We start from the raw sequence: 15,816 nt of genomic DNA, 5'->3' as shown, positions 1-15,816 counted from the left end.
TTTGGTATGATAAAAATATTATTACTATTAAACTTTATAGTTATTCTAACCTTTGCAAATGATATCCGTAATCATACCGAAGAATCAATTGAAAAATTATTTGGTGGGGATGTGGAATACGAGATGATAAAGTTCCACATCCCGGCTGATTTGAAATCTTCGATTGAAAACGAGGTAAAGCAAAAGTTCTTTGCCGACGAAATTTATATCTGGAAGATTAAGCAAGGTAATAATTTAAAAGGTTATGCCTTGCTTGATAATGTTTACGGAAAATCTATGCCGATAACATTTCTGGTCATCTTCGATAAAGAACTAAAAATAGCAAACAGTTCTATTGTTAAATACCGTGAACCTTATGGAGGTGCTGTCGGAAACGAATCTTGGAATGCTCAATTCAAAGGTAAAAATGGTAATTCAAATTATAATGTAGGAAGTGATATAAGTGCGATAAGTGGGGCAACTATTTCGGTTCATTCGGTAAGTAAAGGCGTTAGAAAATTGGCATTGCTTTTACCAAAGATCACGGATAGGATAAAATGATAACTTTAAGAAATTTTGAACCACTGTTAAAAAAATTCTTGATCTCATATTTAATTGTCGTTACAATCGGATTAACACTCGGATTGTATTTTGTAAGACATACCACCGACTTAACACCTTCTGGAACCGTTGAAAGATTTAGAGGTGATGAAGTTCAAGATGGCGATGAATTTACCATCCCGGAAAATTATCCTCGTCCAATTAGTGAATTGTTAGTTACAACTCATAATCACATACTTGGATTTTCATTTATATTCGGATCGGTTGGATTGATATTTTATTTTAACAGCCGAGTAAAAGGTTTTTGGAAAACTTTTTTGCTAATAGAACCATTTGTCTCAATAATAACTTCATTCGGATCTATTTGGTTGATCAGATTTGTTCATCCTGCGTTCGTCTATCTCACAATAATTTCCGCGTTACTTTTATATATATCGTTTTATGTAATGGTCTATTTTTCTTTAACAGAATTATTGAGCAAAAAATATGAAAGGTTATCTTGATCAAATATTTATTTCACTATTGTTCATCACTTTAGTCTCTAATGCGGGACATCCTCTCAGAACAGAAGACGGCTTTTCTTTAGGAATAAATTCATTCGAAATAGAAATTGTATCCGAATTTTTCAATTATTCAGATAACTCAGAAATATCTTTACCTATCAGTTTTGGCTATGGAATTACGAGCAGTACAGATATTCTTGTTGGCTTTTCATATCACAAATATTGGGATGATAGAAATAACTTTAGCAGTTTTAACGACATCCTGATAGAACTCAAACAAATGATTTTTACGGAAGATGTTCGTTTCGGAATAAAACCATTTATTAGTATACCCTCCGGAGACGAAGCAAAGGGATTCGGTAAAGGAAAACTAAACTTCGGAATGATGATTCTCCTTACAAAAGAATGGGAAAAATTTCACATCCATACCCAACTCGGTTATCATAGAAATAATAATGTTGTAAACGAAAATGAAAATTTGTGGGAGTATTCAATCGCTTTGGAGAAATTATTTTCTGAAAGATTTTCCGGATTATTTGAATTTGGAATAGCTAGAAGTTGTTGCCCGGATTATATAGAACCACCGAAGTTTATCAGTTTAGGGGCGTCTTATTTACTCGAAGAAAATCTTGTGGTAAGCATGGGCATACTAAAGGGAATACACAGCGTTGATCAGCATCTTGGTTTAACCGGAGGTATAACAATTACTTTTTAATTGAACTTCCTTTAATTCTTTCCTGACTCATTCTTGTTACCTTGAAAATACTATAAAGTAGAATCGCCACGCCAATCCATTGCACCGGATCAAGAATATTATCTCGCAATAAATATTCAAGTATAACCGCCGTCAACGGGAAGGCCATTTCACAAATTGTTGCAACCGAAGCAGTCACAATTTTCAAACCATAATAATAAAGAAATATCGCAGCACCGCCTGTTGTAAAAGCAATTAATAAGAAAATCAAAAATTGATCTGTTGTAACTTCAGCAATTTGAGGTAGTTGACCCAGTGGTAATACAATTATTAACATTATAATAGATGAAATCGCAAATCTGAGATAGGTACCTAGTTCAAATCCAACATTTCTTAAAGCACGTTTACTAAATACTGTAGAAGAAGCGAAGCTTAAAGCTGCAATTATAGAATACATCGCAGCCATTGCGGTATTACCTTCGTTGACTTGAATTGGCATCTTAAAACCAAAAGTCATCAAATATGTACCGCTTATAGCGATTGCAGCCCACAGAAAAAATATTCGAGGTAGCCTTTCTTTTAAAATTAGTCCGGCTAATATCAGAGCAAAAACCGGTTGAAGTTTTTGTATAAGTATAACTATAGATAGGTTCACAAAATCTACATAGAACAAAGCTTTGGTAATTGCCATCGTTCCTATTGCACCGCCGAAAAGTGCAACACCCACGAATGAACCCCAATCGGCCAAGGTTAGTGATTTTAATTTCCCGTACTGCTTTAGAAAAATGGGGGAAAGTAGAATTGCTACAATAGAACTCTCGATAAAAACAACAAGTCCGACCGGTAATGAATACAACGTCGGTCTTAATACAATACCATCAATACCCCAAAGACTTGCAGCAACAATAATAAATACCGGAGCAAACCTGCTCATCTTAATCCTTTCTTCACATTCGATTTTGAATCAGCAAATATAACTAAATAAAAATTGGTGTGAAAAATTACAATTATATTTTGATTGAGTTTAATCAGTAGCGAATTATTTAACTCCCTAAAATTGAATAAATTTTATAATTTTACATTATTGTCCTTTTAGATAAAAACACTGACTTAACAAGCGGAGTAGAAATGTTTAAAAAATTATTAGTAACCGTTCTGTTTGTATCATTTGTTCTAGTGATCAATGCTCAGGATAAAGGTGTTTATGTTGAATCAAGCGGCAAATATTGGAAACAAATTGAAGAATCTATCAAAAAGTATGAAGCAAAAGATAAGAGTAAAAAAGTTTTTCAAGTTGATCTTGAAGGAATGAATATCCCGACTTCGACAGATCAGTTTAATACTTACTGGCATCAAGCGCCGATATCACAAGGAAACACGGGTACATGCTGGTCATTTTCTACAACTTCATATTTTGAATCGGAAGTTTATAGAATCCACAAAAAAGAAGTAAAACTCTCGGAGCTTTACACTGTCTATTGGGAGTATGTTGAAAAAGCAAAAGAATTTGTCAGGACAAGAGGCGAATCTCTTTTTGCCGAAGGATCGGAAGCTAATGCTGTTAATAGAATTTGGAAACAGTACGGTATTGTTCCCGGCGATTTATTTACCGGATTAAAAGAAGGTCAGGAATTTCATAATCATTCTCACCTTTACAAAGAAATGAATTCATATTTAGAAACAGTAAAAGCAAATAATGCTTGGAATGAAAACGTAGTATTAGAAACCATTAAATCAATATTGGATTATCATCTCGGTACACCACCGGAAAAATTTCTTCTCGATGGGAAAGAGTATACACCACAAACTTTTTTAAGCGATTATCTAAAACTAAACTTGGATGACTACTACGATATACTTTCATATCTACAACAGCCTTTTTGGGAGCAAGTTGAATATGAAGTCCCGGATAACTGGTGGCACAGCAAAGAATATTGGAATATACCTCTCGATGATTATATGAAATTATTTAAGAGCGCAATCCGAAATGGATATTCAATTTGTATCGGCGGTGATGTATCCGAACCGGGGAAAGTTGCGTCGAAAGATGTTTTCCTAGTCCCCGATTTCGATATTCCATCTGAATACATTAATGATTATGCTCGTCAGTTTAGATTTGATAACGAAACTACAACAGACGATCACGGTGTGCATGTTGTCGGCTGGATGGAATTGAATGGCGAAGGTTGGTACTTGATCAAAGATTCAGGTTCTTCTGCGCGCGATGGTAATAACAAAGGATATTATTTCTTCAGTGAAGATTATATCAAACTAAAGATCATGGATTTTATGGTTCATAAAGATGCGCTTGGTGAACTTGCTGAAAAGCTTAAATAAAGAATTACGTTGATACATAAATTATACACAACTTTCGATTATTTGTTTACAACCTCCTTCATCCGTTAATTGATGGATGAAGGAGATGTTGATCATCTTATAGCATGTTTACCAAACAAAGGAAAACAAGTCATTTTAACTTTTCTTAAAATATTTTACTCCGTCTAAACCCTTAAAATCAATATCTTGAGTCCAGACTATTGCATCATTTACTTTTGCCGTAATGTAAATAATACTATCTGCCATAGGAATTTTTTGTTCAAAACTAAATTTTGCTGCTGCAATTGCAATTGATGAACTCACTTCAATAACTTTTGCTTGTTGCATTAAAGCAATCACTTGCAAAGCATAGTTTTCATCTTTTTCAAGTAATACTTTTTTGTATATCTCATAGATGTTAATTGTCGATACAATTAACTCATCTGTATTCTCAATAGCAGATGCAAAATTTTTAGCATTTTTGCTATCAGCTAAGTATTCAAGCCACCCGGATGAATCAACTAAATTCATAATCTATCTTCCTCCCTCACAATATTAGTGTCAATACCTTTAAGGAAGCCGCGGGCATCTTTGATATTCTTAAGAAGTATGAATTCAATCCGATCACCTAGCTGGATAATTTGAAGTTTTTGACCGGGACGAAGATTTAATTTTTCTCTAATTTCTTTTGGAATAACCACCTGATATTTGGGTGAAATTTTTACCGTTGTCATATTCTGCCTTTACGAAGTTTTACGATAAATATATCGATAATCATTTTGTAAGTCAATACACAATCGATAACATTTCTGTACTATAAAAAAATTTCAGAATGTATGATAAAAAACTCAATTAGAAGATAATTTATAAGTGAACAGTCTTAAATAAAATTCATATTTCGGTGCATAAATTCAAAAAATATTTGATGCTTGTCCCACTTATGAATAATTTTAGCGAGTTAATAATTAATAGGAAAGAAAATGAACGCATTAAATTTAAGCGGAATCGGACAATTGAAGAAATCCGTTGAAGACACCTTGAATGAATTAATCGAACAAAAAGTTATTCAAAGAATCTGGAATAAAGATCACACTGTTTGGAGCGAAGAACCGACTGAAATTTCAAACAGGCTCGGTTGGCTCGATTGTGTTGAAAACGCTAAAAAGAGTCTGCCCGAAATTTACAATTTTGTGGAAAGTGTAAAAGCTTCCAAATTCAAAAATGTATTGATATTGGGAATGGGTGGTTCAAGTTTAGCGCCCGAAGTTTTCAGTTTGATATTTGGTAAAGATGAAAGACTTTTCAATGTATATGTTTTGGATAGCACTCATCCCGAAGCAATTAAAAATTACGCAGAAAAATTAGATTATAAAGAAACATTATACATTGTCTCAACAAAATCCGGTGGAACAGTTGAAACGTTATCGTTTCTAAAATTCTTTTACAATTTTGTGCTGAATCATGTTGGTAAAGAAAAAGTCGGAAATCACTTCGCAGCTATCACCGATCCGGGAAGTGGACTTCAAAAAATGGCTGAGGAACTTAACTTTAGAAAAATATTTTTGAATGATCCCAACATCGGTGGAAGATATTCGGCTCTTTCATTGTTCGGATTAGTTCCGGCAGCACTTATTGGAGTTGACATCGAATTGTTATTACTAAGAGCTGAGATGGCGGTTGCTAAATCAAAAATAGTTGATGTAAATAGAATTCATGAAAATCAATCTGCCGTGCTTGGCGCAATTCTTGTTGCATCTGAAGAACTCGGGAAAAATAAATTAACATTACTTTATTCGGAGAGCATAAAATATTTCGGTGCTTGGCTTGAACAATTAATCGCTGAAAGTACGGGTAAAATCGGTAAAGGAATTTTACCGGTTGATTTAGAGGAAGTTGTCAATCCCGATTTGTATAAAAACGATCGAGTATTTGTTTACACTCGTTTAAAAAACGAACATCCGTTTGATAAATCTATTTATGAATTGAAACAAAAAGGCATTCCGGTAATCGAAATTATTTTGGAAGATCTTTATTCACTTGGCGGTGAATTTTTTAATTGGGAGCTTGCAACCGCAATTGCAGGATGGAAAATGAAGTTGCAGCCATTCGATCAACCGAATGTGGAATCCGCAAAAATTCAAGCAAGAAGTTTAATAACAGAATATCAAAAAACCGGCGAATTACCTCAACCGAAAGTTTCATATAAAGACGAAGATTTGTCAATTTATTATAACGAAGAAATTCACAGTTCCGAAGAGGCATTAACAATATTATTTTCCTCAATAAATGATAATAGTTACGTTTCAATTCAAGCGTTTGTAAATCCTTCGGTTGAAATTATTGAATTAATGCAAAACTTCAGAAGTAAAATACTTAAAAAATATGGCGTTGCTACAACATTCGGATTCGGACCGAGATTTTTACATTCTACCGGACAACTTCACAAAGGTGATGATGGTTCAGGAATATTTATCCAATTTATAGAAAGCGGAAATCTTAATCTCGGCATTCCCGATGACCCAAATAAAAATGATGCATCAATTACATTCGATGTTTTAATCCGTGCGCAAGCATTAGGAGATAGAGAAGCATTGGTCCAGAATAAAAGGAATGTAATCACTTTTGATATTCACTCGGATGTAATTAAAAATCTTTCAAAAATTGTGAATCTTGTATGATAAATAGAGCAGACAAATTAATTCTTATACTATTATTCTTTTTTATAGGATGCAGTTCTCAAAAGGAATATGTACCTCAATCAATTTTTGGTCTATCACTTGTTCAAAAGTTGGAAGGCGAAAGTGCTGCCTCTTTTGTTGATCGACTACACTATAATGAAGTAGTTGCGGAGAAAAATGAAATTGGATTTTACAAAGCTGATCATGGTGAAGCAATAATCTATGTTAGTTATTATAAAAATGTAAAAGATGCGGAACTAAATCTAAAGTTAATGGTAGAAAAAATTTCGCCTGAAAATTCGGTTTTTACCGGTGGCGAGAGTTTCGAAATGAATGATACAAAAATTTATAGATATCTCGGAATGGGGCAAACTCATTTTGTGTTTGCAAATAAAAAGGCATTACTTTGGCTTTCCGCAGAAATTAATTGGGGCGAAAAATTTCTAAATGAGTATCTATCATTTCTTAATTGAACGATTATAGCAGCAAATTTTGTAAAACGTTTTCTTAATGGAACTATATGTCTTTAATATAAGTTCTTTATTTGTATATTTGTTGAATTCAAAAAAAAGTTAATATGAAAAAGAAATATTTGTATTGGGGTTTGATTGTTGTTTTTTTATTGCTTTTAGCACTGCCAAAAATATCATGGCAAAGCGAAGATGCTCAAGCATCGACAAGTAGTCAGTCTCAAGCGATAAATGCGGAAGCGTTAATCATATCAAAAAGTGAACTTTCCGAAAATCTAATCTTAAACGCTACACTAATGGGTGATGAGGAAATTGAACTTCGTGCGGAAGTCCCCGGCAAAGTTATTCAAATAAATTTTAGTGAAGGTACAAGAGTTAAGAAAGATGATTTACTTGTGAAGATAAATGACGCTGATCTTCAAGCACAATTAGTCCGTGCAAAATCACAATTGAAATTAGCTGAAGAAAAGGAATACAGATCCAAACAGTTGATCGAACAGAATTTAATAAGCCAAGAAGAATATGATATTTTACTGAATGATTTGAATTCACGCAAAGCAGAAATCGAATTACTGAAAGCGCAAATTGATAAAACAGAAATCAAAGCTCCGTTTGATGGTGTTGTCGGGTTGCGTTCAATTAGCGAAGGCAGCTACATCACCTCGGCTGTTAACATTGCGATTTTAACAAAAACAAATCCAATAAAAGTTGATTTCGCTTTACCGATAAAACATGCTGATAAAGTTAGAGTCGGTACAAAAATTAACTTGATCGTACCAAACTCAAGTAAGAAATTTAATGCACAAGTTTATGCTATTGACCCCAAAGTTGATGTATCAACCAGAACAATTAAAATCAGAGCTAAAGCTGATAACGAAAATGGAACATTAATCCCCGGCTCTTATGCAGAAGTTGAGATACAAGTCGATAAAGATAAAGAAGGAGTTCTTGTTCCAACACAATCAATTGTCCCTGATATTTCCGGTGAATTGGTTTACTTATATAAAAGAGGAAAAGCTGTCCCAACAAATGTTAAAATTGGCCTTCGAACAAACACTGACGTCCAAATAATTGATGGACTAAATGAAGGGGACACTGTGATCACTTCTGCAATCATTCAAATGCGTCCCGGTGCCGACGTATCAATAAAAAATTTCAGATAAGAGATTATGAGTCTTTCTTCAGTCAGCATACGTCGACCTGTTTTAGCCTCTGTGATGTCAATCGCCATTGTGCTATTTGGTATTATTGGCTATTCCTATTTAGGAATCAGAGAATATCCTAGTGTCGATCCTCCAATTATAACGGTTTCGACTTCATACACCGGTGCAAATGCCGATGTAATAGAATCGCAAATTACAGAACCACTTGAAGAATCCATTAACGGTATTGCCGGTATTAGAACTTTAACTTCTGTAAGTAGAGATGGAAGAAGTACGATCAGAGTCGAGTTTTTAATTGATGTTGATCTTGAAGATGCTGCTAATGACGTACGTGACAGAGTCTCACGAGCGCAAAGAAATTTACCACCCGATGCTGATCCTCCTATTGTTACTAAGGCTGATGCCGATGCTATACCGATTGTTTTCTTGAACATTAAAAGTGATCAAAGGGATTTGCTGGAACTTTCGGATATAGCCCAGAGAACATTTAAAGAACGGGTACAAACGATAGACGGTGTAAGTGAAGTTTGGATTTGGGGTGAAAAGCGTTACTCAATGCGATTATGGATGGACCCATTAAAATTAGCCTCTTTCCAAATTACTGCGGTTGATGTTAGAAATGCATTGAGTCGTGAGAACATCGAACTTCCAAGTGGAAGAATTGAAGGTCAATCTACAGAGTTAACTATCAGAACTCTCGGAAGATTGAGTACTGTCGAAGAGTTCAACAATCTTATAATAAAAGAAAGTAATGGGAAATTAGTAAGGTTCAGTGATATTGGCAGAGCAGAACTTTATCCTGAAAATGATAGATCAATCTTAAAACGCGATGGCGTTCCGATGGTTGGTATTGTGCTTGTTCCGCAACCGGGAGCAAATCAAATCAAAATTGTTGATGAGTTTTATGAAAGAGTTGAACAAATTAAGAAAGACCTGCCGGAAGATATTGGTATTGGTGTTGGATTTGATGTCACAGATTATATTCGTGCATCAATTAGCGAAGTTCAACAAACAGTATTTCTTGCATTCGCACTTGTTATTTTAATAATCTTTTTATTCTTACGTGACTGGCGAACTACATTAATCCCGATTATTGTCATACCTATTTCTCTAATCGGTTCATTTTTCATAATGTATTTAGCTGATTATTCAATAAACGTATTAACATTACTTGGACTCGTACTTGCAATCGGTATTGTTGTTGACGATGCGATTGTTGTGCTTGAAAATATTTACAAAAAAATTGAAACCGGTATGGAACCGGTTCATGCTGCAACGCTCGGTATAAAAGAAATATTTTTTGCGGTAGTTTCAACTACTCTTGCATTAGCTTCGGTCTTTCTTCCGATCATGTTTCTTGAAGGACTTACGGGAAGACTCTTCCGAGAGTTTGGAGTTGTAATCGCCGGTTCTGTAATAATATCTTCTTTTGTTGCCTTAACTTTCACACCCATGTTGAGTTCAAAACTTCTTAAGAAAAGAGAAAGTCACAATAAATTTTATAATGCAACTGAACCGTTTTTTAGATCACTCGAAAATAATTATAGGTTATTACTCAATTCTTTCATGGCGAAAAGATGGTTGGCATTTTTAATAGTATTTATTTCGGCAATCCTGATTTTCTTATTTGGTAGTACTCTCCAATCAGAGTTGGCACCTATGGAAGATCGGGGAGCAATGAGAGTATCAATGACCGCTCCTGAAGGGACAACTTACGAATTCATGGAAGGTTATATGAATGAATTTGTTGACTCTGTCATGAAGAATATTCCGGAACGTGATGTAGTAATCTCTATAACTTCACCGGGATTCGGAGCTTCGTCTTCAGTTAATAGTGGATTTATAAGACTAAGATTAGTTGATGCGGATAAACGCGAGAGAACACAAGGTGAAGTTGCTTCTGCAATTGCTAAAATTGCGGAAGAATTAAATGATGCTAGAACCTTCGTAATTCAAGATCAATCAATAGGAACTGCTCGTGGTGGTTTGCCGGTCCAATATGTTTTACAAGCTCCAAATCTAGATCGACTGAAGGAAGTTATCCCGGTATTTTTAGATCAGGCCAGACAAAATCCAACTTTTACTGCGGTTGATGTAAATCTAAAATTTAATAAGCCGGAGCTTGTTGTCAGCATTAACCGTTCCAAAGCGCGTGAAATGGGAGTTACTGTTGCAGATATTGCTCAAACTCTTCAATTAGCTTTTAGTGAGCAGCGTTATGGATTTTTTATTAGAGATGGAAAACAATATTACGTAATCGGACAAGTTGAAAGAGAAGATCAAAATCAACCGATTGATTTGAGAAAATTATATTTACGAAATAACACGAATCAACTTATACAACTTGACCAAGTTGTAGAACTTGAAGAGGGAAGTGCACCACCGCAGTTATTTAGATTTAATAGATATGTTTCTGCAACTATTTCTGCAAGTTTAGCCGATGGAAGAACAATTGGCGACGGAATTAACGCAATGGATGAAATTGCTGCTAACGTTTTAGATGAAACATTCTCGACTTCGTTGGAAGGTCCATCCAAAGATTTTATGGAAAGTGCATCAAGCCTGATGTTTGTTTTTATTCTTGCATTAGTTTTTATATACCTCGTTTTATCTGCACAATTCGAGAGCTTCCGTGATCCGTTCATAATAATGTTTACGGTTCCGCTTGCAATTGCCGGTGCATTGTTATCACTTTGGTATTTTGATCAGACAATCAACATATTTAGTCAGATAGGACAGATTATGTTAATCGGTCTCGTAACAAAGAACGGTATCCTTATTGTCGAGTTTGCGAATCAAAAAAGAGCAGAAGGATTAGGAATTGTTGAAGCGGTTAAAGAAGCCGCTGTGTTGAGATTTCGTCCGATATTAATGACAAGTTTATCAACTATCTTAGGAACACTTCCAATCGCATTAGCTTTAGGTTCCGGTGCGGAAAGTAGAATGCCGATGGGAATCGCGGTGATCGGCGGACTCATTTTTGCAACTGTGTTAACTTTATTTGTTATACCCGCAGTTTATTCACTTTTTTCAAGTAGAGGTGAACGTCAAGTTAACCTTGATTAGAAATTCAAAATAAACTAACCTGTATTCCTAATCCCCGCCGCTATGCCGTTAACGCTTGCTCGCAGTACGGTTAATATTTTTTCTTTTTGTTTCCGACTTACTTTTTTTGAACGATACTTCTCAATTAAATTAATCTGTATAAAATTGATTGGATCCAAATACGGATTTCTTAATTCAAGGGTTCTCTTTAGTTGAGGGTTATTGGATAATAATTCCTTCTCACCGGTAATTTTTAATAAATATTTTTTTGATCTATCATATTCATTTTTAATTTCTACAAATATTGCTTTAGCTTGCTTCGAGGTATTCAATCTGATATACTCTTCTGCTATTAGCATATCAGTCTTTGTTAAAACCATCTCCAAATTTTGAATTAACGTGTTAAAAAATTCCCAATTATTATACATATGTTTGAGTTTCTTTAATGTTATTTCTTTTTTCTTTATTGACGTTTCTATTGCAGTTCCAAATCCAAACCAACCTGAAATAGTTTGACGATTTTGAGTCCAACTAAAAACCCAAGGTATTGCCCGCAAAGCCGAAATATCATTACCTTTTTTTCTTGATGGGGGACGCGAACCGATTTCAATTTTTTCAATAATATCAATTGGTGTAACAGTTCTAAAATATTCAATGAAATTTTTGTGCTCTATCAACTTTCTATAATGCTGAAATGCATATTCAGAAATATTACCGAATGTTGATATAAATTTGTGGATCTCCGGTTGCTCAATATTCATAAGGCTTTTTGATGTTTGTAGAATTACTGCAGATGTAATTGTTTCTAAACTTTTTCTGGCAGTTTGAGGGACAAGATATTTTGCGGAAATCATTTCACCTTGTTCGGTTAGTTTTAACTTACCTTCGATAGTCTGAGGAGGTTGAGCTAAAATTGAATTATAAACCGGTCCACCACCTCGCGAGATCGATCCGCCGCGACCGTGAAACAAAATCATTTCTATTCCAAATTCACCACATATTTTGTTTAACTCTATTTGTGATTTATATAATTCGTAATTCGAAGTAAGAATTCCGCCGTCTTTATTACTATCGGAATAGCCGAGCATTATTTTTTGAGTTTTATTCCGGGCTTTAATTTGCTGTTTGTAACTCTCAACTGAAAATAATTTTGACATAACATTTTTTGCGTTACGAAGATCACTTATAGTTTCAAAAAGTGGTAGAATATCTAAAAGCGATTGTGTGATTTTTCTATTTCTAACTTTTATTAAACCACTTTCTTTAGCCAATAACTGGATTGACAAAATATCGGAAACTTTTTCACAATTACTTATTATATAATCTGAAATGGCTTCTTGAGATATATTTATTGTGCCCCACGCGATAAGTTTAATTTCTTCTAAAACTTTATGAGTACTTTCTGAATATTTTTGAAATTGATTTGTGAGCGGACGTGAGTTAAGAATCTCTTCATTAAGCAAATGAATTTTTTGTTCCTCTTTAAGTTTTGCAAAATTATGTGTAACTCCGGTTGATGTAAGTATTTCATCAACTGCATCTCTAATTAGTTTTGCGTTTTGGCGGACATCTAATTTTACAAAGTGAAATCCGAACGTTTCTACTTTTTTAAAAAATGGCTCTATCATTTTTTTTGAAATAATTTCGCCTTCATTTTCAACCAAACTATCCTTTACTAAAGCAAGATCGTGTAAGAGTTCATTTGATTGTTTATATGAAAATGTTTTGTCGGAAAGTGTACTAGTTAGTTTATTGTAAATCTGCGATAAAAATTTTCTATAAATCTCCGTAGGTTCACGTAATTTATTTATAGCCGATTCTGATTTAATCTTCTTATCATATTCCGCAGTTTTTCGAAGTAATTTACGTGAGACACTTTTGAGATATGTCGATGTACTTAGATATTCATAAATGTGGTTCAGTTCATTCAAGTAGAGATTAATTATTTCTTTTCGATGAATCTGGAATGTCTCTTTTGTCACATCAATTGAAACAAAAGGATGACCATCTCTATCGCCGCCAATCCATGAACCGAATTTTATCAGCGGTGGAACTCTTTCTCCGTAATTAAATTGCGATTGTAATTCGAGTTCAAGATCATTGTAAATTTTCGGAAGTATTTTATAAATCACATTTTTGAAGAAGAATAATCCCCGCATTACTTCGTCTTCAACATTTATTTTGCTGAATCTAATTTCGTTCGATTGCCAAAGTAAAGTGACTTCCGTTTTAATTTTTAATTTAGCTTCTTCTTCGTCCGTCTTCGATAGAATCGATAATTCTTTATCGAGCAGTAATTCACTTATTCTTAAAACTTTCTTTAAAATTGTCTGTCGTGTTGCTTCAGTCGGATGTGCGGTAAAAACCGGGATGATTTCTATTTTGTTAAAAATTACGGATAAATCTTTCTTTGAAAGTTTTAGTTTCGATAAGTTATGTAAGGTATTTCTAAATGATCCTTCACGGTTACTGATACTTTCATCTTCGTTAATTTTATCGATTACAATCTTATGAACTTCATCTGCGGCGTTGACTAATATGAAATAAATTGCAAATGCTTTTATTACATTATAAGATTCATCAAGACTTAGTTTCGAAACAATATTTCTAATTTTCTTTTTTGACTCATTATCTTCACGTAAAACTTTGGTAAGCGCACGTAGTCGCTCAACTGCATTAAATAGTTTTATACCTTCTTGCTCTTTGAGAACTTCACCTAACAGAAAACCAAGTTCTTTAATATTTTTGCTTAAGTTTCTTTCGGAATAATTAATATTAAATCTCATTGTTTTCCTTTCGTTGCAATTTTATAACTTCACGTAAATTATTAAAGAAAGATGACTATCTATATTATAATGTAAGCAAAAATAATTTTACAAGTGTTTTATCGCTGTTTTATTTTCATTAAGTTTGATAAAAATAATATGGTGCGGTATGAAAGGAAAGACTGCAGTTGTGACAGGAGGCGCCGGATTTCTTGGCTCTCATCTTTGCGATAGATTAATTGCCGAAGGATTGAAAGTTGTTTGTATTGATAACTTATTGACCGGAAACATAGCAAATATTGAGCATCTATTTGGCAATGAAGATTTTGAATTCATTAAACACGATGTGACTAATTTTATCCATGTACCCGGACAAGTTGATTACATATTACATTTTGCATCGCCCGCAAGTCCGATTGATTATCTTAAATTACCGATACAAACATTGAAGGTTGGTTCACTCGGTACGCATAAAGCACTTGGTTTAGCTAAAGAAAAGAATGCCACATTTCTACTTGCATCAACTTCGGAAGTTTACGGAGATCCGGAGATTCATCCGCAAAGTGAAGAGTATTGGGGAAATGTAAATCCAATCGGTCCGCGCGGAGTTTATGACGAAGCAAAACGTTTTGCCGAAGCGCTTACAATGGCTTATCATCGTTTTCATAATGTCGATACTAGAATTGTGAGAATCTTTAACACATACGGACCGCGAATGAGATTAAACGATGGAAGAGCTTTACCCGCATTCGTTTCTCAAGCAATTAATGGTGAAGATATTACCGTGTTTGGTGACGGTAAACAGACAAGAAGTTTTTGTTATGTTGATGATGAAATTGACGGAATTGTCAAACTGCTTTTCTCAAATATTCATGAGCCGATTAATATTGGCAATCCGGTTGAAATAACAATTGAAGATTTCGCAAAGGAAATTATCCAACTCACCGGTTCAAAGAGCAAAATTGTTTATAAAGATTTACCAGTAGATGATCCAAAAGTACGACAGCCGAATATTGATAAAGCTAGAACATTATTGGGCTGGGAACCGAAAGTCGATAGAAGAGAAGGGGTTTTAAAAACTATTGAATATTTTAAGAAGATTTTAAAATAAACTGTTCTTTGTGAAACTCTGTGGTTCCTTTGTGTGACTTTGTGTCCAGATTTTAAACTATACCATTCCGAACTTTATCCGGAATCTAAATTACTTTAAAACGAATTCTCAAAACTCCCTCTTCAAACGAAGTTGAAATAATTTTGAAAGTCCCAATCTCAGAAGTTCTACTAACATGTTCGCCGATACAAGGACAAGCATCATAATCACCGACTCTAATTATCCGAATATTCTCTCCGGCATCGTCAGGTAACTTTTCAAGATTAAATTTTTCTTCAACTTCACTTTTGTGATAGAACTCTTCTACGATTGGAAGGTCTTCCGAAATAACTTCATTAACTTTTAGTTCAATCTCGGTTACTTCTGTTTCGGTTAAATTACGATCAAAGTGGTAATCGCATTTTGATTTTTTCTTTTCAATATGCGCGCTGAATGATCTGCCACGATTAAATTTTCGCACCATCGTTTGATTTAATATGTGTTCGGCTGTATGCATTCTTGGATCGTATGATTTTCTTTCACTCATGTGTT

The 15,816-nt window shown here is 34.2% G+C and carries 14 protein-coding genes; 9 read left to right on the top strand and 5 right to left on the bottom strand.

Annotated elements, in window-relative coordinates:
- Positions 1-6: 6 nt before the first annotated feature.
- Genes QY331_10340 through QY331_10330 form a run of 3 tightly spaced genes read left to right on the top strand, consistent with a single transcriptional unit; the run spans position 7 to position 1,758 of the window.
- Complete coding sequence (locus QY331_10340; GenBank protein ID WKZ68351.1) at positions 7-540, top strand: FMN-binding protein; 534 nt, start codon at positions 7-9, stop codon at positions 538-540.
- Positions 537-1,043, top strand: a complete 507-nt coding sequence (locus QY331_10335; protein ID WKZ68350.1) for a hypothetical protein — start codon at positions 537-539, stop codon at positions 1,041-1,043. Before QY331_10340 ends, QY331_10335 begins: the two co-directional genes overlap by 4 nt.
- Positions 1,027-1,758: a transporter gene (locus tag QY331_10330; protein ID WKZ68349.1), complete on the top strand. Its 732-nt coding sequence runs from the start codon at positions 1,027-1,029 to the stop codon at positions 1,756-1,758. The genes QY331_10335 and QY331_10330 overlap by 17 nt, the downstream gene beginning before the upstream one ends.
- On the opposite strand, the gene QY331_10325 is transcribed toward QY331_10330, so the two are convergent.
- A complete protein-coding gene (locus tag QY331_10325) occupies positions 1,748-2,671 on the bottom strand; it encodes an EamA family transporter (protein ID WKZ68348.1) in 924 nt (307 codons plus the stop codon). The two genes, QY331_10330 and QY331_10325, sit on opposite strands and share 11 nt — an antisense overlap.
- A 194-nt stretch (positions 2,672-2,865) precedes the next feature.
- Here QY331_10325 and QY331_10320 point away from each other — a divergent pair, with 194 nt between their 5' ends.
- A complete protein-coding gene (locus tag QY331_10320; protein WKZ68347.1) occupies positions 2,866-4,074 on the top strand; it encodes a C1 family peptidase in 1,209 nt (402 codons plus the stop codon).
- A gap of 135 nt (positions 4,075-4,209) precedes the next feature.
- On the opposite strand, the gene QY331_10315 is transcribed toward QY331_10320, so the two are convergent.
- On the bottom strand, positions 4,210-4,584 hold the full coding sequence (locus QY331_10315) for a type II toxin-antitoxin system VapC family toxin (GenBank protein ID WKZ68346.1): 375 nt from the start codon (positions 4,582-4,584) through the stop codon (positions 4,210-4,212).
- Positions 4,581-4,787 carry an AbrB/MazE/SpoVT family DNA-binding domain-containing protein gene (locus tag QY331_10310; GenBank protein WKZ68345.1) on the bottom strand — a complete coding sequence of 69 codons (207 nt, stop codon included), beginning with the start codon at positions 4,785-4,787 and terminating at the stop codon, positions 4,581-4,583. The genes QY331_10315 and QY331_10310 overlap by 4 nt, the downstream gene beginning before the upstream one ends.
- Positions 4,788-5,033: 246 nt before the next feature.
- Here QY331_10310 and QY331_10305 point away from each other — a divergent pair, with 246 nt between their 5' ends.
- From QY331_10305 to QY331_10290, 4 genes are all read left to right on the top strand, one after another.
- Positions 5,034-6,731 carry a hypothetical protein gene (locus tag QY331_10305; protein ID WKZ68344.1) on the top strand — a complete coding sequence of 566 codons (1,698 nt, stop codon included), beginning with the start codon at positions 5,034-5,036 and terminating at the stop codon, positions 6,729-6,731.
- A complete protein-coding gene (locus tag QY331_10300; GenBank protein ID WKZ68343.1) occupies positions 6,728-7,204 on the top strand; it encodes a hypothetical protein in 477 nt (158 codons plus the stop codon). Before QY331_10305 ends, QY331_10300 begins: the two co-directional genes overlap by 4 nt.
- Before the next feature lie 104 nt (positions 7,205-7,308).
- Positions 7,309-8,364 carry an efflux RND transporter periplasmic adaptor subunit gene (locus QY331_10295; protein ID WKZ68342.1) on the top strand — a complete coding sequence of 352 codons (1,056 nt, stop codon included), beginning with the start codon at positions 7,309-7,311 and terminating at the stop codon, positions 8,362-8,364.
- A 6-nt stretch (positions 8,365-8,370) separates the two neighbouring features.
- On the top strand, positions 8,371-11,430 hold the full coding sequence (locus QY331_10290; protein WKZ68341.1) for an efflux RND transporter permease subunit: 3,060 nt from the start codon (positions 8,371-8,373) through the stop codon (positions 11,428-11,430).
- Positions 11,431-11,444: 14 nt separating this feature from the next.
- On the opposite strand, the gene ppc is transcribed toward QY331_10290, so the two are convergent.
- Positions 11,445-14,195: a phosphoenolpyruvate carboxylase gene (gene ppc / locus QY331_10285; protein ID WKZ68340.1), complete on the bottom strand. Its 2,751-nt coding sequence runs from the start codon at positions 14,193-14,195 to the stop codon at positions 11,445-11,447.
- Positions 14,196-14,343: 148 nt separating this feature from the next.
- Here ppc and QY331_10280 point away from each other — a divergent pair, with 148 nt between their 5' ends.
- Positions 14,344-15,285, top strand: a complete 942-nt coding sequence (locus QY331_10280; protein WKZ68339.1) for an SDR family oxidoreductase — start codon at positions 14,344-14,346, stop codon at positions 15,283-15,285.
- Positions 15,286-15,370: 85 nt separating this feature from the next.
- On the opposite strand, the gene QY331_10275 is transcribed toward QY331_10280, so the two are convergent.
- Positions 15,371-15,811: a hypothetical protein gene (locus tag QY331_10275; protein WKZ68338.1), complete on the bottom strand. Its 441-nt coding sequence runs from the start codon at positions 15,809-15,811 to the stop codon at positions 15,371-15,373.
- Positions 15,812-15,816 lie beyond the last annotated feature (5 nt).

This window comes from Melioribacteraceae bacterium, from assembly GCA_030584085.1.
Taxonomy (GTDB): Bacteria; Bacteroidota; Ignavibacteria; order Ignavibacteriales; family Melioribacteraceae; genus SURF-28.
Note: the sequence above shows the minus strand (reverse complement) of the source record. Positions and strands in the feature narration are given on the sequence as shown.

Excerpts from the sequence above, each read along its gene's own strand:
- QY331_10330 (WKZ68349.1), top strand. The coding sequence starts at position 1,027 with ATGAAAGGTTATCTTGATCAAATATTTATTTCACTATTGTTCATCACT.
- QY331_10335 (WKZ68350.1), top strand. The coding sequence starts at position 537 with ATGATAACTTTAAGAAATTTTGAACCACTGTTAAAAAAATTCTTGATC.
- QY331_10290 (WKZ68341.1), top strand. The coding sequence starts at position 8,371 with ATGAGTCTTTCTTCAGTCAGCATACGTCGACCTGTTTTAGCCTCTGTG.
- QY331_10300 (WKZ68343.1), top strand. The coding sequence starts at position 6,728 with ATGATAAATAGAGCAGACAAATTAATTCTTATACTATTATTCTTTTTT.
- QY331_10310 (WKZ68345.1), bottom strand. The coding sequence starts at position 4,787 with ATGACAACGGTAAAAATTTCACCCAAATATCAGGTGGTTATTCCAAAA.
- QY331_10315 (WKZ68346.1), bottom strand. The coding sequence starts at position 4,584 with ATGAATTTAGTTGATTCATCCGGGTGGCTTGAATACTTAGCTGATAGC.
- ppc (WKZ68340.1), bottom strand. The coding sequence starts at position 14,195 with ATGAGATTTAATATTAATTATTCCGAAAGAAACTTAAGCAAAAATATT.
- QY331_10340 (WKZ68351.1), top strand. The coding sequence starts at position 7 with ATGATAAAAATATTATTACTATTAAACTTTATAGTTATTCTAACCTTT.
- QY331_10275 (WKZ68338.1), bottom strand. The coding sequence starts at position 15,811 with ATGAGTGAAAGAAAATCATACGATCCAAGAATGCATACAGCCGAACAC.
- QY331_10325 (WKZ68348.1), bottom strand. The coding sequence starts at position 2,671 with ATGAGCAGGTTTGCTCCGGTATTTATTATTGTTGCTGCAAGTCTTTGG.
- QY331_10320 (WKZ68347.1), top strand. The coding sequence starts at position 2,866 with ATGTTTAAAAAATTATTAGTAACCGTTCTGTTTGTATCATTTGTTCTA.
- QY331_10295 (WKZ68342.1), top strand. The coding sequence starts at position 7,309 with ATGAAAAAGAAATATTTGTATTGGGGTTTGATTGTTGTTTTTTTATTG.
- QY331_10305 (WKZ68344.1), top strand. The coding sequence starts at position 5,034 with ATGAACGCATTAAATTTAAGCGGAATCGGACAATTGAAGAAATCCGTT.
- QY331_10280 (WKZ68339.1), top strand. The coding sequence starts at position 14,344 with ATGAAAGGAAAGACTGCAGTTGTGACAGGAGGCGCCGGATTTCTTGGC.